Here is a 19,169-nt window from a genome sequence, read left to right on the forward strand (position 1 = left end):
ATGCGCCGCCTCGACCTGGAGTTCCAGCCCCGGCGCAGCGGGCCCTTGGCGTGGTCGCTACTGGCCGTGGGCGGTGTGCTGCTGAGCGCACTGCTGCTGGTTTTGCAACAGCTTCAGGCCGAGCAGATCGCCCTGGAGGCCCAGGTGCACAACCTGGAGCTGCAGTTGGGCCGCCGTCCGGCCACCGCCGCCCCGCAGAACAGCGCCGCCAGCCGCGAGCAGGCTGAACGCCTGGCGCAGATGCGCAGCGTCTCACAGCAACTGCAACGCCCCTGGCAGCAGCTATTCAGCATGCTCGAAGCGCAGCCGCAGGAAGACGTGGCGCTGCTGACCCTGACCCCCGACGCCCGCAAAGGCCAGGTGCGCATCGCCGCCGAGGCACGCAACCTGGAGGCGATGCTGCAGTACCACCAGCGCCTGGAAGCCAGCGCCGAGCTCAGCGACGTGTCGCTGCTCAACCACGAAGTGGTATCCGGCCAGCCGGAGCACCCCGTGCGTTTCACCCTGACCGCCACCTGGGAGACCGGCCATGCGCGTCCCTAGTCTGATACTTCACGAACAGCTGCGCCGATTCGGTCCTGTGGGACTTGCTGCGATGACCCTTGGCACACTGGCCCTGGCGATGGCGATTGGCGCTCTGTTGCCGCAATGGCAAACCGTGCGCGAGCTGCGCGCCGACGAGGCCGATGCCAGTGCGCAGGTGGAACGGGTCAAGCGTGGCGAACTGAAAATCGCCGTGAAGCCTGAGCAACAGGCGCTCGACAGCCTGCGCCAGCAATTGCCAGGGCAGCCCCAGGCCAGCGCATTGATCGAGCGCATGTACCACCTGGCTAGCGCAGAGCACATCAGCTTGGCGCGAGGCGAATATGCGCTGGGCATCGACCCCAAGACCCAGTTGGCACGCTACCAGATCGTGCTGCCGGTACGTGGCAGCTACCTGCAGATCCGCGGCTTCCTCAAAGGCTTGCTCAACCAACTGCCGACCCTGGTGCTGGAAGACCTTGAATTGCAACGCAAACGCATTGGCGACCGCGAGCTCAATGGCCGCCTGCGCATGACCCTTTATCTGTCGAGGTCGTGATGAACACTCAGCGCGCAGTGATGTGGATCGGCTTTCTCGGGGTGTCGGCGGCCCTGGCCTGGGCGCCTGGGCACTGGTTCGGCGAAGACCAGGCGTCAGACTCCATCGCTGGCAAGCCGGCGCCAACGACGGGCACGAAACAGGTCGCAACCGAAAGGGTGGCGATCACACCAGAACACGCTTCCAAAGATCTGTTCCCCAGCCAGCAATGGACCCGACCCCAGGCCCTGGCCATTGTCACCGAACAGCCTGTCCAGGCAGCGCCTGTCGTGGCCGTTGCCCCGACCGCACCCGAGCTGCCGTTCCAGTTCGTTGGACGCCTTGGCGACCGCGACGACCTGCAGATCTTCCTGCAGCGCGGCGAAAAACTCTACGTCGTGCGCCAGGGCGACGTGATTGACGATACCTACCGCCTCGATCGGGTCTCGGCCAACGAGCTGGACCTGGTCTACCTGCCCTTGCATCAGTCGCAGACCTTGTCTGTCGGGAGCGCACCATGAAGCCATCGAAGTCGTGCAAGCCTGCTCCGTTCTTGCTGTTGGCCCTGTGCGTGGCCATCGCAGGGTGTGGCTCCAGTGCGGTACGCAAGGACAGCGCCGAGCTGATGAAGGAAGGCCAGTACGAGGCGGGTATCGCCCGCCTGGAAGAGGCGCTGCGCGAAGACCCGCGCGACACCGAGCTGAACATCGCCCTGGCCCATGGGCGCCAGGCCGCGGTCGAGGCGCTGCTTGGCCAGGCCGATTCCGACCGCATCCGCCACGATTTCGCTGGCGCCCGGTTGGGGTATGGCCGGGTGCTCACCATCGAGCCGAACAACCGCCGCGCCCAGGAAGGCATCCGCCAGCTGGAGTTGATGCGTACCCTCGATGACCGCGTGGCCCTGGGCCAGGCCGCGTTGCGCCAGGGCGATCTGTTCGGCGCCGAGCGCTACATGCGTGAAGTGCTGCGCCTCGACCCACAGAACCAGAAGGGCATCATGCTGCGTAGCGACATCGAGAACGTCCAGGCCCGCACCGCCCAGCCGTTCCCGCAGCTGCGCAGCAAGCTCGAACGCCCGGTGACCCTTGAGTTTCGCGATGCCAACCTCAAGACCATCTTCGAGGTGCTGTCGCAGGTAGCGGGCATCAACTTCATCTTCGACAAAGACCTGCGCCCGGACATCAAAGCCACCATTTTCGTTCGTGAGGTGCGCATCGAGGATGCCGTGGCCCTGCTGCTGGAGCAGAACCAGCTGCGCCAGAAGATCGTCAACGACAACACGCTGCTGGTCTATCCCGACTCGCCACAAAAGACCAAGGACTATCAGGAACTGGTCATGCGCACCTTCTACCTGACCAGCATCGACGCCAACACCGCGTTGAACATGGTCAAGACCATGCTCAAGACCCGCGACGTGTTCGTCGACGAGCGCCTGAACACCCTGACCATGCGTGACACCCCGGACGCCATCCGCATGGCCGAGAAGCTGCTGCAGTCCCAGGACCAGTCCAACCCAGAGGTGGTGCTGGAAGTGGAGGTGATGGAAGTGGCCCGGTCACGCATCCTCGATCTCGGCCTGCAATGGCCGAACACGTTCGGCGTGCTGACCGATGACGGCAAGTCGGTCAGCGTGCTGGACCAGTTGCGAGGCATCGACTCCAGCCGCATCAGTATCTCGCCGGCGCCCCAGGCCAAGATCAATGCCCAGGACAAGGACATCAACACCTTGGCCAGCCCGGTGATCCGCGTGAGCAACCGCGAACAGGCGCGTATCCACATCGGCCAGCGGGTACCGATCATCAGCGCCACCTCGGTGCCGTCCACCCAAGGCCCGGTCATCACCGAAAGCGTTACCTACCTGGATGTGGGCCTGAAGCTCGAAGTCCAGCCGACAGTGCACCTGAACAACGAAGTGGCGATCAAGGTGGCGCTCGAGGTCAGCAACGCCACGCCGCTGGAGGCCACCCGTCAGGGCACCATTCCGGTCCAGGTCGATACCCGTAACGCCCAGACCAGCTTGCGCCTGCACGACGGTGAAACCCAGGTGCTGGCCGGTCTGGTGCGCAACGACCACAACGCCAGCGGTAACAAGATCCCGGGCCTTGGCGACATTCCGGGGCTGGGCCGCTTGTTCGGCAGCAACAAAGATGACATGAGCAAGTCCGAGCTGGTGCTGGCGATCACCCCGCGCATCGTACGCAACCTGCCGTACCAGAGCCCCTCGGACATGGAATTCGGCACCGGCACTGAGTCGGCGATGCAGGTTCGCCAGATGCGCCAACCACTGCCGTCCAGCGAAGCGCCGAGCGAGACCCCGGCCGAGGATGACGATGCACCAGTGGTCGACAGCCAAATGGCAGGCATGCCAACCAAGGCGAGCCCACGGCCATGAAACGCCATCAGCAAGGTTTCAGCCTGATCGAAGTGGTGCTGACCCTGGCACTGCTCGGGCTGCTCGCCAGCATGGCGGCGCCCTTGACCGAAACCGTGGTGCGCCGTGGCAAGGAGCAGCAACTGCGCGAAGCGCTGTACCAGATCCGCGACGGCATCGACGCCTACAAGCGCGCCTTCGATGCCGGCTATATCGAGAAGCGATTGAATGCCAGCGGCTATCCGCCGAGCCTGCAGGTGCTGGTGGAAGGCGTGCGCGATGTGCGCAGCGCCAAAGGGGCCAAGTTCTACTTCCTGCGTCGCATCCCCCACGACCCGATGCTCGCGGCAAAGGATCAGGACCAAGGTGGCTGGGGCCTGCGAGCCTACGACAGCGACCCGGACAACCCCCGCCCAGGCGAGGACGTGTTCGATGTGTACTCCAAGGCCCGTGGCAAAGGCCTCAACGACATCCCCTACGGGCAATGGTGAACGCCATGAAACGCAGCCGCGGCTTCACCCTGATCGAACTGCTGGTGGTGATGGCGATCATCGCCACGTTGATGACCATCGCCATGCCGCGTTACTTCAACAGCCTGGAGAGCTCCCGCGAGGCAACATTGCGCCAGAGCCTGGCGGTGCTCCGCGAGGCGCTGGATCACTACTACGGCGATACAGGGCACTACCCAGAATCCCTGGAGCAACTGGTGGAGCAACGCTACCTGCGCAACACCCCGGTCGACCCGATCACCGAACGCAGCGATGCCTGGCAGCTAGTGCCCCCTCCGGAGGGCGTCGCGGGCGGCGTGGCGGATATCAAGAGTGGTGCCACAGGGAGGGCGCGTGATGGCAGCCTCTATGCCGAATGGTAAAGCCTGCGCAGGCTTCACCTACCTGGGCGTACTGTTGCTGATTGCCGTTAGCAGCATGGCCCTGGCCGCTACCGGCACGGTGTGGTCCAGCGCCGCCCAGCGTGAGCGCGAACGGCAGTTGCTGTGGGTCGGTGGCCAATACGCCCAGGCCCTGCGCAGCTACTACCGGGCGTCTCCTGGCCTGGCCCAGTACCCACAGGAATTGGCCGACCTGCTGCAGGACAACCGCTTCCCCGAAGCCAAGCGGCACATCCGCAAGCTGTACCCCGACCCAGTGACCGGCACCGCCGACTGGGGCCTGCTGCGCTCGATCGATGGGCGCATCACCGGTGTGTTCAGTCGTTCGGATGCGACCCCCTTCAAGCGCTCGGGCTTCGACAGCCAATGGTCAGCCTTCGAAGGGCTGGAACATTACAGCGACTGGCAGTTCGTCGCCGAACAGTCCTTCGGTGAAAGCGCTGGCGGCAGCCGTACCCACGCCGGTGGGGGAGAAGCGCCATGACCCGCCTGGCAGCCGTGTACCTGAGTCTGCTGCTGGCAGGCCCGCTGGCTCAGGCCGGTGGTGAGGACGAGATGATGGGGTTCATCGTCGATAACACCATCTCGCACATCGGCCACAACTTCTACAACGACTTCACCGACCGGCTGCGCGCTACCAGCCGCCTGGATTTCAACCTGGTGGTGCGCGAACGCCCGGATGCCCGGTGGGGCAGCCTGGTCACGGTGGAGTACGAACGGGAGGTGCTGTACCGGCGTTTTCTGCCACCCAATACCACCCAACTCAAAGAAGAGGCCGTCGCGGCCGCCGACCTGGTCAAGCAGCAGATCATCCAACGCAAGTTGCAACGCCTGCTGCAGGACACCACTGATCTGGAGAGGGATGAGCTATGAACACCCATGTTCCCCGTTGCGTCGCCATGTGCCTGGCGGCCTGTGCCTTGGCCAGCCAGGCCACGGAGCTGGTGTACACCCCGGTCAACCCCGCGTTCGGCGGCAACCCGCTCAACGGCACCTGGCTGTTGAACAATGCCCAGGCCCAGAACGACTACGAAGACCCGGACCTCAAGGACCGTAGCAAAGCCTTCGGCGGTACCTCGGCCCTGGAACGCTTCAGCAACCAGTTGGAGTCGCGGATGTTGTCGCAACTGCTGGACAACATCAGCAACGGCAAGACCGGGAGCATGTCCACCGATTCCTTCCTGATCGACGTGATCGACGACTCGGGTGCCCTGAGCATCAAGGTCACCGACCGCGCCACGGGAGAGACGTCGATCATCGAGGTCAGCGGCCTGAACCCCTGAGAGGGACAGGTATTCGATTTTGGGGAGAGCGCATCATGAAACGATTTCTGAGCACACTGCTGATTCTCGCCGCCCTGCAAGGCTTGCAAGGTTGCAGCCTGCGCGAGCCGATGCCGGCCGAACAGGACTCCGAGACCCCGACCCTGACGCCCAGGGCCTCGACCTACTACGATCTGATCAACATGCCGCGCCCCAAAGGACGGCTGATGGCTGTGGTATACGGCTTCCGTGACCAGACGGGCCAGTACAAGCCAACCCCGGCCAGTTCGTTCTCCACCAGCGTGACCCAGGGAGCCGCCAGCATGCTGATGGATGCCCTGAATGCCAGTGGTTGGTTCGTGGTGCTGGAGCGTGAAGGCCTGCAGAACTTGCTGACCGAGCGCAAGATCATTCGCGCCTCGCAGAAAAAGGCGGACGTGCCCGAGAACATCCAGGGTGAGCTGCCACCGCTGCAGGCTGCCAACCTGATGCTCGAAGGCGGCATCATCGCCTACGACACCAACGTGCGCAGCGGCGGCGAGGGCGCGCGCTACCTGGGCATCGACATCTCCCGCGAGTACCGGGTCGACCAGGTGACCGTCAACCTGCGGGCGGTGGATGTGCGTACCGGGCAAGTGTTGGCCAATGTGATGACCAGCAAGACGATCTATTCGGTCGGGCGCAATGCTGGAGTGTTCAAGTTCATCGAATTCAAGAAGCTGCTCGAGGCAGAGGTGGGGTACACCACCAACGAACCGGCGCAGTTGTGCGTGTTGTCGGCGATCGAAGCGGCGGTGGGGCACCTGCTGGCGCAAGGGATCGAGCGGCGCTTGTGGCAGGTGGCGGGGGAGGCCGGCAATGGCAAGGCTGAGGTGGACAAGTACCTGAGCCAGTATCAGCAGCAGTGAGCCGGCATGCAGGCGAGTGCCGTGCACTGCAGCTGTGGAGCGGCCCAAGGCCGCACCCACAGGGATGACGCTGACCCTGGCACCGACCCGGGTGTGTGCCGCTTCATCCAGCAGTGCCAATCCTTCCACAGGTCTGCCAAAGCGGGGTTCGACCAGCGGCGTCAACCCGCCTTGCGCAACGTCAAGTTGATCCGCCGCTCGCCCATTCGCGGATGAACCCCGGGCTTGACCGGCATCACCCCGTGAAACCGCAGCCGGTCCTCCCCACCCCAGACCATCACATCGCCATGGCTCAGTGGTACCCGTTGGGTCCGATCCGAGCGCAGCAAGCCGCCCAGCAGAAACACCGCGGGCAATCCCAGTGAAATAGACACGATCGGTTGGCTGAAATCCCGTTCATTCTTGTCCTGGTGCAAGCTCAGCCGGGTGCCGGGCAAATAGTGGTTGACCAGGCACGCATCCGGTACGAAACCTTCGAACCCCGCGACCTCGGCTGCGCGCCGGGCGAGGCCTAGTAACACCTGGGGCAGGTCCGGCCAGGGTTCGCCACTTTGCGGATCGGTCGGGGTATAACGGTACCCCTTCGCATCACTGACCCAACCCAGCGCCCCGCAATTGGTCAGGGCCACCGCCATGTGCTGGCCACCTGGGGTCTGCATGTGCCTGAAGGGTGCGGCACGCAGCACTGGGCGCAAGGCGTCGAGCAGAGGCTCCATCTCGGCCAAGGCGAAGCCGGGCAGCAGCACGGTGTGGGCGGCCAGGCGTTGCGGCTGGGGACCGAACAGGTCGAGATCGGACTGGATCATTACGCTGGTATCGGCGGTTGGGAGTGGTCATTCTAACGCTGCTGGTGCGGCTGGACCATTCGCGGGTAAACGCGCTCCCACACTTGGGGGGCGCTGTGTGGGTGGCTTGCAAAAAAGGAACCGCGGCACCAGGGAGAGGAAGCACCGCGGTTCAAAGGGGGAAGGGGTCAGTGTTGGTTCACGGTAGCCGTGTTGCCGCTGCCCAACTGGCTGATGGTGGCGTTCTGGTTAGCGCCACTCTGGTCGACGAAGGCCTTGTTGTTCTGACCACCCTGGGTCACGTAGGCCACGTTGTAGGTGTCGGTCTGTTTGATGGTGGCTTCGTTGCCGCTCCCATACAGTTGATAGGTGTAGCTCTGGTTGCCGGTACCCGACTGGTCGAGGGTGATGGTGTTGGTGTTGCCCTTGGTCTCGCCGTAGGCATAGTTGTCGGTGCCGCGTTGGGACGCGATCAATACGTTGTCAGTACCGTTTTGCTCGAAGTACAACTCGTTGTACGTGTCGGCCTGGTCGGTCGTCATCGAGTTGTTGGTGCCTTTCTGGTTCAGGCGGGCCAGGTTGTCCGAGTCGTTCTGGGTGAGATTGACGGTGTTGCCATTGCCGTTCTGGTTGATCTCGGCGCGTTGGCGGGCACCGAACTGGCCGCCGAGCTTGTCGCCTTTCCAGTTGCTCGCCTGGATCTTGTTGCCGTTACCGTTGGTGGTCACGCTCAGGCTGTGGCTGTCGCCTTCCTGGTAGGTGAAGTGCAGGTTGTTGTTACCTGTCTGGGAAATGGTGGCGACGGTGTTGGTGGTCTCGAACTGATCCGACCAACTGGCGTTGCCCTTGCCGTTCTGATACAGGTTGGCCACGTTGCCCTCGCCGAAACTCTGGTCGATATAGCCTTCGTTGAGCTGGCCGCTCTGACTGACGTTGGCCTGGCTGCCGATCTGGTTGTCTTGCCAGACTTCCACGGAGTTGCCAGTGCCATATTGGTTGATGCCAATGGCACCACCGGTGCCGTCGCGCTGGTCGCCGTAGGCCCAGTTCTCCTTGCCTTCCTGATAGATCTGGACGTTGCCGTCGAGGTAGTTCAGGTGCTCGGCGGCCGCATAGTTGTCGGCACCGTCCTGGGTTATCACGCTCTTGTTGTTGGTGCCACCGAACATTTGCTCGACGAACGCTTCGTTGCGCTGGCCGGTCTGTCCGGTGATGGCCTGGCTGCCCATCTGCATGTCCTGCCAGATGGTCGAGCGGTTCTCGCTGCCTTGTTGCACCTGCAGCGTCTGATTGCCTTCGCCGTAGGACTGGCTGGCGAAGGCATCGTTGTAGTTGCCGCCTGCCTGTTGCTGGATCTGGCTGCCGTTCTCGCCGTATTGCTCACCGTATCCGGCGTTGTACGAGCCGGTGGCGCTCTGTTGAATGTCACTGGTGCTGCTGTCCTGCAGGGCCATGTGATTGTGACCCTTGCCGCTCTGGTTCTGTGTCGCCGAGGCGAAGGGAGCCAGGGTTTGGCTCACCTCGGCGATGTTCTGGTTACCGTTCTGGGACTGGTTCGAGTTGCTGTCGTCGGCCATGGCCTGGCCGGCCAGGGCCAGGACGATAGCGGCACTTAAAGGGGCGAGCTTGTACATGGTGGTGCCTCCAGGTCTATCGATATTGAGTGATCTGAACATGCTGGCCATTGCCGGCCTGGGTCACGGCGCTGCTGAGTCCCGAGCCGGACTGCTCGATGCTGGCGCTGTTGTTGTTGCCGATCTGCTCGATGGTCGCGCTGTTGCTGCTGCCGCTCTGGCGGATCGAGGCGCTGTTGCCATATCCCTGTTGGCTAATGCTGGCCATCAGGTCACTGCCTTCCTGCAGGATGAACGCCTCCTGCGCACCCCCGCCCTGGACGATGCGGCCCAGCAGGGCCTGGCCGTTCTGGTCGAGGGCGGCGCGGTTGCCCGCGCCTTGCTGCTCGATCACCGCTACCTGGCCGGCGCCAGCCGGCAGCAGGCGGATGATCACCGGGTCACCCAGGTCGTTGCCGGCCGCCAGGTCAGCGTTGTCCATCAGGTCCTCGGCGCCGTTGGCCTGGCCGCCGAGGGCCAGGCACAGCAGCAGTAGGTACAGGCGTTTCATGGCGTTCTCCCTGCCTTACTGCACCACCACGTTGACGGTGCGCGTGGTGCCGGGGCTGGTGGTTATCGTCGCCGTCGGGCTGGCCGTCGGCACCGCCGTGGTGCTGTTGCTGACCGACAGACGCCAGCGACCGTTGGCCGGTACTGTGGCGGTGCCTAGGGTCTGCACGCCGGTGGTGGTGGTCGCCCGGACAGTAACGACATTGCCGGTGGTCACCGATGAGGTACCGCTGAAGTCCCAGTTGTAACGGTTGTTCGAGCGGGCCGTGACCGTTGCGGTGGTGACCGTGAAAGTCTCCGCAGCCGGCCGTGGCGACACGTTGACCGTGACCGTGCCAGGGGTGGATGTAGCGCCGATGGAGTCACGTACCACATAGGTGAAGGTGGCCGGGAAGGCTGTGGTGACGGTGGCGGGTGGGGTATAGGTGACCGTGGCGCCGTCGGTGGTCACTGTGCCTCTGCCAGCAGCGGGTTGGCTGACACTGGCGACAGTGAGCGGCAAGTTGCCTTCAGGGTCGGTGTCGTTGGCCAATACGTTGATGGTGATGGGGACGCCCAGGGTGTTGACGGTGTCGGCCACGGCGGTCGGGGCCTGGTTGGGCGCAACGTTGATGGTGACAGTGGCAGGCTCGGACTTCAGGCCCTTGGCGTCCATGGCCCGGTAGGTGAAGGTGGCCACCACCGGCTGAGTGGCCCCGGCTGGCGGGGTGTAGGTCACCGAGGTCGTGCCGTTAAGGACTACGCCGCCCAGGCCCGTACCGGGTTGGGTGAGGTCGCTGAGGGTCAGCGGCACGTTGCCGTCTGGGTCACTGTCGTTGAGCAGCAGGTTGAGGGTGATCGGTACGCCGACGCTGGTGGCGCCGGTGTCGGCCTGGGCCAGCGGCGGCTGGTTGGCGGCTTCGACCGGGGCATTGCCGACCACCAGCACGGGCTCGACATCACTTCCGCCGTGGGCGGATTTCACCGTGACGGTGGCTGGTGGCTGCTTGAGGTCGTTGACCGTCAACGTCTGCAGGGTTCCGGACTTGGACATGCGCCCGTAGCCCTGGGCAACCAGATCGGGAATCACCACTTCGTCGCTGGAACGCGCCTCGATCACCAGGCGTTTGTTGGCCCAGTCATAGCGTGCAGTACTGACGTTGACCATATCGGACAGCTTGCTGGACAGGGCCGTGGGTTGGGTCGCCGCTGTGCTGCTGCTGGCGGTGACCACCACTACCGGAGGCGGTGCTGCTTGACTCAGTTGCTGGGCGAAGAACAGTCCGTTGTTGTCCGCCAACAGGTTGAACTCGCAGGGCGAGGGTGGCGTACCGACCAGTGCCAGGCCATTTCGCATGCACAGGTTGGCATCGCCTGGCGCTTTGGCGAACACTGCGACGCGCGTGCCGGAGCCGTCGCGCGAGTAGGTGGCGCGTTCCAGGCTCACTGGGGTCTGTGCGCGTTGGTCCAGCACTTTACCGGAGACGGTGAACTGATTGGTCGTGATGCTGAGGCCGTTCGGTCCTTCGATGAGTATGAAGTTGGTGTTGAACGGGCTGCCGAGCACAGTCTCGGTCCGGTTCGGATCACCGACGAAGGTTTCGCTGGCTCCGGTGTCCGGGTTGACCTCGACGTACGGCCCGGCTGCCCCGCGCAGGAACGGCCCGATTGCGCCGTTCAGCGCACCGGTGAAGTTGCCTGGCGCGCCGATGCCGATATCGCGGGTGATGTTGATCGCCCGGCGTCCGGGTGCGGTCACGTTGACCGTCTCGACGCCATAGGGGTGGGTGATCTTGTAGGTGCCTGCAGTGGGAACCGATACGCGGATGCGGATGCGGGCGAAGCTCTGCTGATCGCCATCGACCGGGTTTTCGGCGGCGAAGGCCGCCTCGACGCCGGCGACGTAAGCCTCAAGCTCGAAGCCGCTGTTGCCGACTGCCGGGATGGTGGCCTCGGCCAGGAACCAGAACATCTCTGGCGGCCAGTTATCGGGGAACACCAACGGCAGTGCGTCATCGTAGACACCCGGTTCCGGGAGCAGGGTGCACATATACGAAGGCGCGCCCGGTGCGCTGGGTACCCGCGAACTTGTGGCCCGCGACTGGCACAACTCCAGGGACAGGCCGTCCGCGTCCTTGTACCACATGGGGTAACCGCCGGTGGCGAAGGTATAGGGGCCGGGGTCGACTTCGGACAGCGCGGCCCAGGCCGCGCTGCTGATGGTCAGGGTGAAACCAGCGGCGCACAGCGCCCGGCGAGACCAAGTGTTCATGGTGCCTCCTTGAAGGCGAAACCTTTGTCTGTTCATGGCACCAGCACCACGTCTTCGCTGTCGCTGCCGCCATGGGCGCTGGTGACCTGCACCTTGGCTGGCGGAATGGGCGAGAGGTTGGTGGTCAGCGACTTCAGCGATCCATCGCCACTGAGGTTGCCGATCAATGCACCGTTGCCGGTGTGGGCGGTGAGCACGGGTGGCGATGTTTCGTCGCTGCTGCTGGCGACCAGGGTCAAGAGACCATTGGACAGGCTGTACTCGGCGCGGGCGATGGTCACCAGGTCGATCAGCGGCAGGGTGGCGGTGGTTACGGTGCTGGTGGGGATGGCCACACTGTTGTCGGCGTGGATGAGCAGGTTGGTACCAGGCGCCGGGTTGACCACCGACTGGGCGTACCAGGTGCCGGTGCCATTGGCCTCGGTCAGCGGCAGGTTAGGGTCCTGGCTGGTGAGTGTGACGGTGGCCGGTGGCGGGGGAGCGAGCACGAACATGTCCTGCTGGGCATGCAGGTCGCCATTCTCGGTACGCCGCGAATACGTGCTGCGCTGGGGCATCAAGGGCGTGGGCAGGCTGACGTCGGAGAGCTTGCCCGACACGGCGAACAGTTCGGTGCGTAAGTCGATGCCGTTGGGGCCTTCGATGCGTACGAAGTTGGTGTTGAACGGGCTGCCGGTGACTCGTTCCTCGATATTGGGGTCGCCGATGAAGCGCTCGCTGCCCTCGGTGTAGGGGCCGTTGACGCTGCGCAGGAACGGGCCGACATCGCCCTTGAGCGCACCGCTGAAGTCGCCTGGGCTGCCGATACCGATATCGCGGGTCATGTTGATTGCCCGGCGCCCGGCGGCAGGTACATCGAACACCTCGACGCCATAGGGATGGGTGATCACATAGGTACCTGCCGCGGGTACGTCGACGCGGATACGCACCCGGGCGAAGCTGACTTGGTCGCCATCGAGCGGATCTCCAGCACCGAAGGCCGCTTCGATCGCTGTGCCATAGCTCAGGTCGATGCCACGGGCAGCATCGACGATAGCCGCGTCGGCGGTGAACCAGAAGGCTTCATCCGGGAAGTTGGTCGGGAAGGCGATGGGTTGTGTGTCGTCGAACACACCGGGTGTCGGCAACAGCGTGCACATGTATGAAGGCGCGCCGGGGGCACCGGCAACCCGCGAACTCACTGCCTTGGTCAGGCACAGGTCGAGGGTGCGACCATGGCTGTCCTGGTACCAGGCGGGGAATTTGCCGTTGTTTTCGGTGTAGGTGCCGGTATCGACAGCGTTGAGCGCAGCCTGTGCGGGAAGCTGGAGCATGCCGGCGAAGATCGCCACAGCCAGCGGGTGGGGTATCGGTCGGAGCATGAGTCAATTCCTCCTGCGAACGAGCCCATGGACTTGGGGCGTCTGTGCAGGAGTCGGCAACAGCCGTGCCAAGTCTCCTAAATCGGGCTGGAGGGCCCGTGGGGCCTGGGTTTTGCTGAATCGCGGCAGGGTGGGGGGTGATGGCGTGGTGGGGTGGGTTCCCCAAGGTTGGGGTTAGGGGTGGGGTCGGGAGGTGGATGGCTATGGGGTGGGGTATGGATCGAGCGCCGCCCGCGCGGCGCATCGCGAGCAAGGCTCGCTCCTACGTCTGTTTCGGTCCAATGAGTTCTGCGGGATTTGCGCATGGCGCACTATCGAGTCGTACACTGGCGTTACTGGCCCGAAACCGATGTAGGAGCGAGCCTTGCTCGCGATGCGCCCGCGCGGGCGGCGCTCGATCCATACCCCACCGCCCTCCTAAAGACAATCACCTCGACGCCCAGAAATTTCTCCCGCACACTGCGGAAAAAATACCAAGCATGCGACCCCCGGCAGGGGGAACAGCTGGAGCAAAAGATGGCGCGACACATACCCATAACAAACGCCCAGGACACGCTTCACGAATCCCGCCAGGCCCGTTTGAAGCTGGCCAGCGAAGGCGAGTTGCCACTGGGCATGCTGCGCGACGAAATCGACGCTTCCTGGCGGCGCAGCCTTGGCCATGGCCTCGATTGCCTACAGGGCGAACAAGTCGGCCTGGGCCTTGAACACGGCCACGACCTGCAGGCACTGCTCGAACGCAATCGCTTGTTGCTGGACGCGGTCACCCCTGAACTGGATTACCTGGTATCCCGCCAGGGCAAAGCTGGCATCATCATCCTCGGCGATGCCCAGGCCAATGTGCTGGCCATCGAAGGCCAGAAGCATGTGCTCCAGCGCGAAGGACTGCGCGACCTGCACCCAGGCAGCTGCTGGAGCGAGTCATTGCGCGGCACCAACGCCATCGGCACCGCCGTGGTGGAGGGCCGTCCGACCTTGATCAATTGCGGCGAACACTACCTGGACCGACTCAGCCCGTTTTCCTGCACCTCGGTGCCGCTGCGTGACCCGCGTGGCGAGGTGATCGGTGTGCTCGACATCACCCGCGAGGGGGTCATGGCCCAGCCACAGGACAGCTTGTCGACCCTGATGCTGGCGGCAGGCAACATCGAAAGCCGAATGTTCGGCCTGTGCCACCCCGAACACCTTGTCCTGGCCTTCCACAGCCGTCCGCAATACCTCAACAGCGCCTGGCATGGCTTGTTGGCGCTGAGTCTGGACGGCGAAGTACTGGCGGCCAACGACAACGCCTGCCAGCTGCTGCAGTTGCCGCGCCAGGGACTGATCGGCCGGCGCAGTAGCGACCTGCTGGGGGAGCGTTCGCCAGCCTTCATCGCGCGCCTGTGGCAGGGTGGGGTGAGCAGCGTACAGACCGCCAAGGGTGAGTTCTTTTTCCGTGCCTTGCAGTTGCCGCGACATGGGCACCTCAATGGCAGCGTGGCGACGAACAAACCTGCACCGGCCGCCCGCTCGCAGGCGCTGGAGTCATTGGCCGGTGGCGACCCGCGCCTGGCGCGCAACCTGCGCATGGCGCGCCAGGGTTTGGGCAATGGTCTGCCGGTGCTGCTGTTGGGCGAAACCGGCACCGGCAAGGAGGTGGTGGCCCGCGCACTGCACCAGGCGAGCCCCCGGGCCGACAAGCCATTCGTGGCGGTCAACTGCGCCGCCATTCCCGAGGGTTTGATCGAGTCGGAGCTGTTCGGCTACCGCGAGGGCGCTTTTACCGGCTCGCGCCGAGGCGGCATGGTCGGACGGTTGATGCAGGCCCACGGCGGCACGTTGTTCCTCGACGAAATCGGTGATATGCCGGTGGCCTTGCAGGCTCGTCTGCTGCGCGTCTTGCAAGAGCGCCGGGTGGCGCCGCTGGGTGCGGGCGATGAGCAAGAGATCGACGTCGCGCTGATCTGTGCGACCCACCGCGACCTCAAGCGCTTGGTGCAGGAGCAGCATTTTCGCGAAGACCTTTACTACCGGGTCAATGGCGTGTCACTGCGCTTGCCAGCGCTACGCGAGCGCGATGACCTGGCCAGGATCATCGAAGCCCTGCTGCACAAGGCCGGCGCCAAGGGCGTCAGCCTCGACCCGGCGCTGGCTGCGCTGCTTGAAGGTTTCGACTGGCCAGGCAACATCCGCCAATTGGAAATGGTCGTGCGCACCGCACTGGCCATGCGCGAGGAGGGTGAACAGGTGCTGACCCTCGATCACCTCACCGACTGCCTGCTCGATGAGCTCGCAACGGGCGGCGCACCGTCGGGCAGCCTGAAGGACAACGAGCTGGAATTGATCCGCGGCGCCTTGGCCCGGCACCACGGCAACGTTTCGGCTGCCGCTGAAGCGCTGGGCATCAGCCGGGCGACGTTGTACCGCAAGCTCAAGCAGTTGCGCGGCTGAATCATGGGGCGATTGTTCGCAAGGCTGGTGGAGTCCAGCGACCCGGTGCTCATGCGCCAGGCGTTAGCCTGGCTGTATGGTTTCGTGCGGCCACACGGACGTGCCATCGCGGTGTTGCTGGGGCTGTCCCTGGGGGCATCGCTGCTGGCCCTGGCGCAGCCCTGGCTGGTCAAGACCCTGATCGACGAAGGCCTGTTGGCCAAGGATTACCAGACCCTCTGGCACATGGCGGCGATCATGATCGCTGCGGGGCTGCTGGGCACCGTGCTGGCCGGGGTCAACCGCTACCTGCATACGCGCTTGTCGGGGCGCATCCTGTTTGCCCTGCGCGATGACCTTTACCGCCACCTGCAGCAGCTGTCGCCGACGTTCTACGGACGGCGGCGCATAGGTGACATCCTTTCGCGGCTGGATGGCGATGTGGCGGAAATCCAGCGCTTTGCCGTGGATTCGCTGTTTTCGGCGGTGTCGGCGGTGATCGGCCTGGTAGGCGCGGTGGCGTTGATGCTGATGCTGTCGTGGCAACTGTCGCTGCTGCTGGCGTTGCTGGTGCCCATCGAAGTGCTCTGGCTGCGCTGGATGCGGCGCAAGGTAGAGCGCGAAGTACGCAACCTGCGGGAACGCTCGGCGGATGTGTCGTCGTTCCTGGTCGAAACCCTGCCGGCGATGAAGTTCATCCAGGCAGCCGGCCAGCAAGGCCGCGAGGCGGGGCGCCTGGACCAGCTGGGCCAGGGCTACATGCGCCAGCTACTCAAGGTGCAGGTGACCGAATTCTTCACCCAGGCCATTCCCGGCACGCTGACCTCCTGGTGCCGCGCTTGTGCGTTCCTGGTCGGCGGCTGGTGGGTGATCCAGGGTACCTGGCAGTTGGGTGCACTGATCGCCTTTTCCACCTACATGGGCATGGCGGTAGGGCCGGTGCAGAGCCTGCTGGGCCTGTACGTGGCGGTGCAGCGCATGGCGGTGAGCCTGGGGCGGGTCATGGAGTTGAAGCAGGAGTCCGTGGCCGTGCGACCGGTGGCCGACCCGCGGCCGATGCCTGACGGCCCGGGCGATTTGCGCCTCGAGGGGGTGAGTTTTGCCCATGAAGGGCGCCAGGGCGCGGTGCTGAACAACGTGCAGGTGTACCTGCCGGGTGGGCTGAAAGTGGCCATCAGCGGCGCCTCAGGGGTCGGCAAGTCGACCCTGATCGACCTGTTGCAGCGCTTCTACGATCCGGACACCGGGCGCATCCTGCTGGACGGCACCGACCTGCGCGATCTGGACTTGGCCGCGCTACGCCGACGCATTGCTGTGGTCAGCCAGGATATCGTGTTGTTCCGCGGCACCCTGGCACAGAACCTGGCCTACGGCGTGCCCGAGGCCAGCCGCGAGGAACTGGAGCGGGTGGTGCGCCTGGCGCGGCTGGACAGCCTGGTCGACAGCCTGCCGCTGGGCCTGGACGGCCTGCTGGGGGAGCGTGGCCAGCAGCTGTCCGGCGGGCAGAAACAACGCATTGCCATCGCCCGCGCGGTGCTGCAGGCGCCGGCGATCCTGGTGCTGGACGAGGCCACATCGGCGGTGGACGAAGCCACCGAGCGCGAAGTGATCGCGGCCATCGACCAGCTGTTCGCCGGCCGCACACGCATCCTGATCAGTCACCGCGCTTCGACCCTGGCCGATGCTGACCTGCACCTGTACCTGGATGACGGCCAGTTGCAGGTGCTGCCTCAGGAGGTGATCAAGCATGGCCACTGACGTGCGGGTTGGCGTGATTGACAGCGGTTGCTCGCCTCACCAGGCCAGCTACTTGCTGCAAGGGCGGCGGTTCTGGCTGGAGGACGGCCAGTTGCGTGAAGGTGAGATGTTGCCGGACCAGCTAGGGCACGGTAGTGAGGTGGTTGCCGCTTTGCAGGGCGAGGGCGGGCCGGTGCCCCTGTTGCTGGCCCAGGTATTCGCTAGCCAGGCCAGCACCAGTGCCTTGCAGGTGGCTGCTGCGTTGCTGTGGCTGGTGGAGGCAGGCGTGACGCTGGTCAACCTCAGCCTGGGCCTGCAACAAGACCGCCCGGTGCTACACCAGGCCTGCGCTGAAGCGTTGGCGGCGGGGGTGCTGTTATGCGCATCCAGCCCGGCGCAGGGCGGGGCGGTGTACCCGGCCAGCTACAGCGGGGTGATTCGGGTAACCGGCGATGCCCGCTGCGCTCCGGGTCAGTGGTCGTGGCTGGGTACGCGGCAGGCGGACTTTGGCGGTTACGTGGGCGCGGGCGGCAGGGCGGGCGCGAGCCTGGGCTGCGCGGCCTTGAGCGGTAGGATTGCAGCTTTGTTGCGCGACGAACCGGGCATGGATCGCCAGCAGATTTACGACTGGCTGCGCAGCAATGCAGCGTATGCCGGCCCCGAGCGACGAGGTCTGGGCCATGCCTGAACCGCGCATTGTGGTGCTGGGTGCCGGCCCTGCGGGTGCCGCCACGGCCATAGGCCTGCGGCGGCTGGGCTATGCCGTGATGGTGGTGTCAGATTGGCGCCGTTTCGCAGCAGTTGAAGGGGTTTCGCAGCGGGTGCTGGACGGCTTGCGACATGCAGGTTTGGGCGGGGCCTTGCGCCAGGCCGCCATGCCCGCAGCCCGACAGGTGCTCTGGAACGGCCAGCACCTGCAAACGAACCAGGAGTTCTTGCTGGATCGACAGCGTTTTGACCGGGCGCTGCGCGACGACCTTCAGCGTGCTGGCGTGCGTGTGGTCGAGGGGCGGGTGCGCGAAGTCGCGCATGAGGGCGGTCACCAGGTGCGTCTGGACGATGGGCAGGTACTGATGGCTGATTTCCTCGTCGAAGCGCGAGGCCGTCAGGCTCCACTGGCCCCGGACCGGCTGCGCGGACCGGAGACGGTCAGCCTGCTCAATGTCTGGCAAGGCAGCCCAGGGGCGCCTGCGTCGGCGGTGGAAAGCCTGGAGGATGGCTGGGCGTGGATGGCGCGGTTAGAGGATGGCCGCTGTTACTGGCAAGTCACCCTTGACGCGGCCGGCCTGCCAGGCAAGGCCGGATTGGCGGAATACTGCGTGGCGCGGCGGTCCCACAGCGCGCTGGTGGCCGAACTGTTCGATGTCCAGGCGCTGGTTCCGGCACCGGTGCATGCACGTAGCAGTACCGCGATTCTGGCTGGCGCATGTGTTGGTCAAGACTGGGTGCGGGTGGGCGATGCAGCGATGGCCGTTGACCCACTGTCGGGTAACGGGATTTTCCAGTCACTGTCCTCGGCGTTTCAGGCGCCGGTGGTCATCAATACATTGTTGCGCAAGCCTGAGCGCGCAGGATTGGCGCGGCAGTTTCACCAGCAGCGGGTCGAGCAGCTGTTCTTGCGCTTTGCCCGGATCGGACGGGATTTCTACAGGCAAGAGCAGGGGCGCGCAGGGCAACCGTTCTGGCTTCAGCGGCAAGATTGGCCGGATGCGCAGCCTTTGCACATGGCGGCAGACTGGCATGCAGTGCGGGTCGAACGGCGGCCAGTGCTGCGTGATGGGCTGGTGGACGAAACCGAGGTGGTGGTAACGGCGGATCAGCCATTGGGGGTGTGGCATTTGCAGGGGATTGAGTTAGCGCCGGTGGTGAGTGCGTTGCAGGCTGGCCAACCACTTGAGAGCGTGTTGCAAGGCCACCCTGATCAGCAGCAGACCAGGGTGAGGCGCTGGCTATGGGAGCAGGGGTTCATTTGACCTTTCTGGGGAATACCGCGGAAAACTATCAGAACTACCA

General features: G+C 64.6%; 19 protein-coding genes. 14 read left to right on the forward strand and 5 right to left on the reverse strand.

Annotated features, from left to right (window positions below; translation table 11 throughout):
- From C4Q26_RS25665 to C4Q26_RS25710, 10 genes are read left to right on the forward strand one after another with little or no spacing between them, the layout of a single operon-like run.
- Window positions 1-543 carry a PilN domain-containing protein gene (locus C4Q26_RS25665; RefSeq protein ID WP_023380654.1) on the forward strand — a complete coding sequence of 181 codons (543 nt, stop codon included), beginning with the start codon at window positions 1-3 and terminating at the stop codon, window positions 541-543.
- Window positions 530-1,081, forward strand: a complete 552-nt coding sequence (pilO, locus tag C4Q26_RS25670) for a type 4a pilus biogenesis protein PilO (protein ID WP_027906922.1) — start codon at window positions 530-532, stop codon at window positions 1,079-1,081. The genes C4Q26_RS25665 and pilO overlap by 14 nt, the downstream gene beginning before the upstream one ends.
- Window positions 1,081-1,581 (forward strand): hypothetical protein, encoded by a 501-nt coding sequence (locus tag C4Q26_RS25675; RefSeq protein ID WP_023380652.1) that lies wholly within the window; start codon window positions 1,081-1,083, stop codon window positions 1,579-1,581. Before pilO ends, C4Q26_RS25675 begins: the two co-directional genes overlap by 1 nt.
- Entirely contained in the window at window positions 1,578-3,452 is a 1,875-nt protein-coding gene (locus C4Q26_RS25680) for a secretin N-terminal domain-containing protein (RefSeq protein ID WP_023380651.1), read from the forward strand. The genes C4Q26_RS25675 and C4Q26_RS25680 overlap by 4 nt, the downstream gene beginning before the upstream one ends.
- Entirely contained in the window at window positions 3,449-3,922 is a 474-nt protein-coding gene (locus C4Q26_RS25685) for a type II secretion system protein (RefSeq protein ID WP_104883881.1), read from the forward strand. Before C4Q26_RS25680 ends, C4Q26_RS25685 begins: the two co-directional genes overlap by 4 nt.
- 5 nt (window positions 3,923-3,927) lie before the next feature.
- Window positions 3,928-4,302: a type II secretion system protein gene (locus C4Q26_RS25690; RefSeq protein WP_023380649.1), complete on the forward strand. Its 375-nt coding sequence runs from the start codon at window positions 3,928-3,930 to the stop codon at window positions 4,300-4,302.
- Window positions 4,277-4,804, forward strand: coding sequence for a type II secretion system protein (locus C4Q26_RS25695; protein ID WP_027906923.1), 528 nt, complete (start codon window positions 4,277-4,279; stop codon window positions 4,802-4,804). Before C4Q26_RS25690 ends, C4Q26_RS25695 begins: the two co-directional genes overlap by 26 nt.
- Window positions 4,801-5,193 carry a curli production assembly/transport protein CsgE gene (gene csgE / locus C4Q26_RS25700; protein WP_023380647.1) on the forward strand — a complete coding sequence of 131 codons (393 nt, stop codon included), beginning with the start codon at window positions 4,801-4,803 and terminating at the stop codon, window positions 5,191-5,193. The genes C4Q26_RS25695 and csgE overlap by 4 nt, the downstream gene beginning before the upstream one ends.
- Window positions 5,190-5,603: a curli assembly protein CsgF gene (locus C4Q26_RS25705; protein WP_023380646.1), complete on the forward strand. Its 414-nt coding sequence runs from the start codon at window positions 5,190-5,192 to the stop codon at window positions 5,601-5,603. Before csgE ends, C4Q26_RS25705 begins: the two co-directional genes overlap by 4 nt.
- Before the next feature lie 35 nt (window positions 5,604-5,638).
- Window positions 5,639-6,490, forward strand: coding sequence for a CsgG/HfaB family protein (locus C4Q26_RS25710; protein ID WP_023380645.1), 852 nt, complete (start codon window positions 5,639-5,641; stop codon window positions 6,488-6,490).
- Between the two features lie 161 nt (window positions 6,491-6,651).
- Here the strand turns inward: C4Q26_RS25710 and alkB are convergent, their stop codons facing one another.
- The 5 genes from alkB to C4Q26_RS25735 all read right to left on the reverse strand — a co-directional run bounded on the left by alkB (window position 6,652) and on the right by C4Q26_RS25735 (window position 13,010).
- A complete protein-coding gene (gene alkB / locus C4Q26_RS25715; protein WP_104881743.1) occupies window positions 6,652-7,296 on the reverse strand; it encodes a DNA oxidative demethylase AlkB in 645 nt (214 codons plus the stop codon).
- A gap of 167 nt (window positions 7,297-7,463) precedes the next feature.
- Window positions 7,464-8,909, reverse strand: a complete 1,446-nt coding sequence (locus tag C4Q26_RS25720) for a curlin (protein WP_104883882.1) — start codon at window positions 8,907-8,909, stop codon at window positions 7,464-7,466.
- 16 nt (window positions 8,910-8,925) lie between these two features.
- Window positions 8,926-9,399 (reverse strand): curlin-associated protein, encoded by a 474-nt coding sequence (locus C4Q26_RS25725; RefSeq protein ID WP_023380642.1) that lies wholly within the window; start codon window positions 9,397-9,399, stop codon window positions 8,926-8,928.
- 15 nt (window positions 9,400-9,414) lie between these two features.
- Entirely contained in the window at window positions 9,415-11,649 is a 2,235-nt protein-coding gene (locus tag C4Q26_RS25730) for an Ig-like domain-containing protein (RefSeq protein ID WP_104883883.1), read from the reverse strand.
- Window positions 11,650-11,681: 32 nt separating this feature from the next.
- Window positions 11,682-13,010: a hypothetical protein gene (locus tag C4Q26_RS25735; RefSeq protein WP_104883884.1), complete on the reverse strand. Its 1,329-nt coding sequence runs from the start codon at window positions 13,008-13,010 to the stop codon at window positions 11,682-11,684.
- A gap of 516 nt (window positions 13,011-13,526) precedes the next feature.
- Here C4Q26_RS25735 and C4Q26_RS25740 point away from each other — a divergent pair.
- The 4 genes from C4Q26_RS25740 to C4Q26_RS25755 are packed head-to-tail and all read left to right on the forward strand — an operon-like array spanning window position 13,527 to window position 19,129.
- Window positions 13,527-15,440, forward strand: coding sequence for a sigma-54-dependent Fis family transcriptional regulator (locus C4Q26_RS25740; protein WP_023380639.1), 1,914 nt, complete (start codon window positions 13,527-13,529; stop codon window positions 15,438-15,440).
- Window positions 15,441-15,443: 3 nt separating this feature from the next.
- On the forward strand, window positions 15,444-17,177 hold the full coding sequence (locus tag C4Q26_RS25745) for an ABC transporter ATP-binding protein (RefSeq protein ID WP_023380638.1): 1,734 nt from the start codon (window positions 15,444-15,446) through the stop codon (window positions 17,175-17,177).
- Window positions 17,167-17,844 carry a S8 family serine peptidase gene (locus C4Q26_RS25750; RefSeq protein ID WP_104883885.1) on the forward strand — a complete coding sequence of 226 codons (678 nt, stop codon included), beginning with the start codon at window positions 17,167-17,169 and terminating at the stop codon, window positions 17,842-17,844. Before C4Q26_RS25745 ends, C4Q26_RS25750 begins: the two co-directional genes overlap by 11 nt.
- Complete coding sequence (locus C4Q26_RS25755; RefSeq protein ID WP_027906926.1) at window positions 17,837-19,129, forward strand: NAD(P)/FAD-dependent oxidoreductase; 1,293 nt, start codon at window positions 17,837-17,839, stop codon at window positions 19,127-19,129. The genes C4Q26_RS25750 and C4Q26_RS25755 overlap by 8 nt, the downstream gene beginning before the upstream one ends.
- The last annotated feature ends 40 nt before the right edge of the window (window positions 19,130-19,169 follow it).

The sequence above is a fragment of the Pseudomonas sp. SWI44 genome (assembly GCF_002947915.1).
In the GTDB taxonomy this organism is placed as follows: Bacteria; Pseudomonadota; Gammaproteobacteria; order Pseudomonadales; family Pseudomonadaceae; genus Aquipseudomonas; species Aquipseudomonas taiwanensis.

Coding starts and splice junctions, on each gene's coding strand:
- C4Q26_RS25665 (WP_023380654.1), top strand. CDS start 1: ATGCGCCGCCTCGACCTGGAGTTCCAGCCCCGGCGCAGCGGGCCCTTG.
- pilO (WP_027906922.1), top strand. CDS start 530: ATGCGCGTCCCTAGTCTGATACTTCACGAACAGCTGCGCCGATTCGGT.
- C4Q26_RS25675 (WP_023380652.1), top strand. CDS start 1,081: ATGAACACTCAGCGCGCAGTGATGTGGATCGGCTTTCTCGGGGTGTCG.
- C4Q26_RS25680 (WP_023380651.1), top strand. CDS start 1,578: ATGAAGCCATCGAAGTCGTGCAAGCCTGCTCCGTTCTTGCTGTTGGCC.
- C4Q26_RS25685 (WP_104883881.1), top strand. CDS start 3,449: ATGAAACGCCATCAGCAAGGTTTCAGCCTGATCGAAGTGGTGCTGACC.
- C4Q26_RS25690 (WP_023380649.1), top strand. CDS start 3,928: ATGAAACGCAGCCGCGGCTTCACCCTGATCGAACTGCTGGTGGTGATG.
- C4Q26_RS25695 (WP_027906923.1), top strand. CDS start 4,277: ATGGCAGCCTCTATGCCGAATGGTAAAGCCTGCGCAGGCTTCACCTAC.
- csgE (WP_023380647.1), top strand. CDS start 4,801: ATGACCCGCCTGGCAGCCGTGTACCTGAGTCTGCTGCTGGCAGGCCCG.
- C4Q26_RS25705 (WP_023380646.1), top strand. CDS start 5,190: ATGAACACCCATGTTCCCCGTTGCGTCGCCATGTGCCTGGCGGCCTGT.
- C4Q26_RS25710 (WP_023380645.1), top strand. CDS start 5,639: ATGAAACGATTTCTGAGCACACTGCTGATTCTCGCCGCCCTGCAAGGC.
- alkB (WP_104881743.1), bottom strand. CDS start 7,296: ATGATCCAGTCCGATCTCGACCTGTTCGGTCCCCAGCCGCAACGCCTG.
- C4Q26_RS25720 (WP_104883882.1), bottom strand. CDS start 8,909: ATGTACAAGCTCGCCCCTTTAAGTGCCGCTATCGTCCTGGCCCTGGCC.
- C4Q26_RS25725 (WP_023380642.1), bottom strand. CDS start 9,399: ATGAAACGCCTGTACCTACTGCTGCTGTGCCTGGCCCTCGGCGGCCAG.
- C4Q26_RS25730 (WP_104883883.1), bottom strand. CDS start 11,649: ATGAACACTTGGTCTCGCCGGGCGCTGTGCGCCGCTGGTTTCACCCTG.
- C4Q26_RS25735 (WP_104883884.1), bottom strand. CDS start 13,010: ATGCTCCGACCGATACCCCACCCGCTGGCTGTGGCGATCTTCGCCGGC.
- C4Q26_RS25740 (WP_023380639.1), top strand. CDS start 13,527: ATGGCGCGACACATACCCATAACAAACGCCCAGGACACGCTTCACGAA.
- C4Q26_RS25745 (WP_023380638.1), top strand. CDS start 15,444: ATGGGGCGATTGTTCGCAAGGCTGGTGGAGTCCAGCGACCCGGTGCTC.
- C4Q26_RS25750 (WP_104883885.1), top strand. CDS start 17,167: ATGGCCACTGACGTGCGGGTTGGCGTGATTGACAGCGGTTGCTCGCCT.
- C4Q26_RS25755 (WP_027906926.1), top strand. CDS start 17,837: ATGCCTGAACCGCGCATTGTGGTGCTGGGTGCCGGCCCTGCGGGTGCC.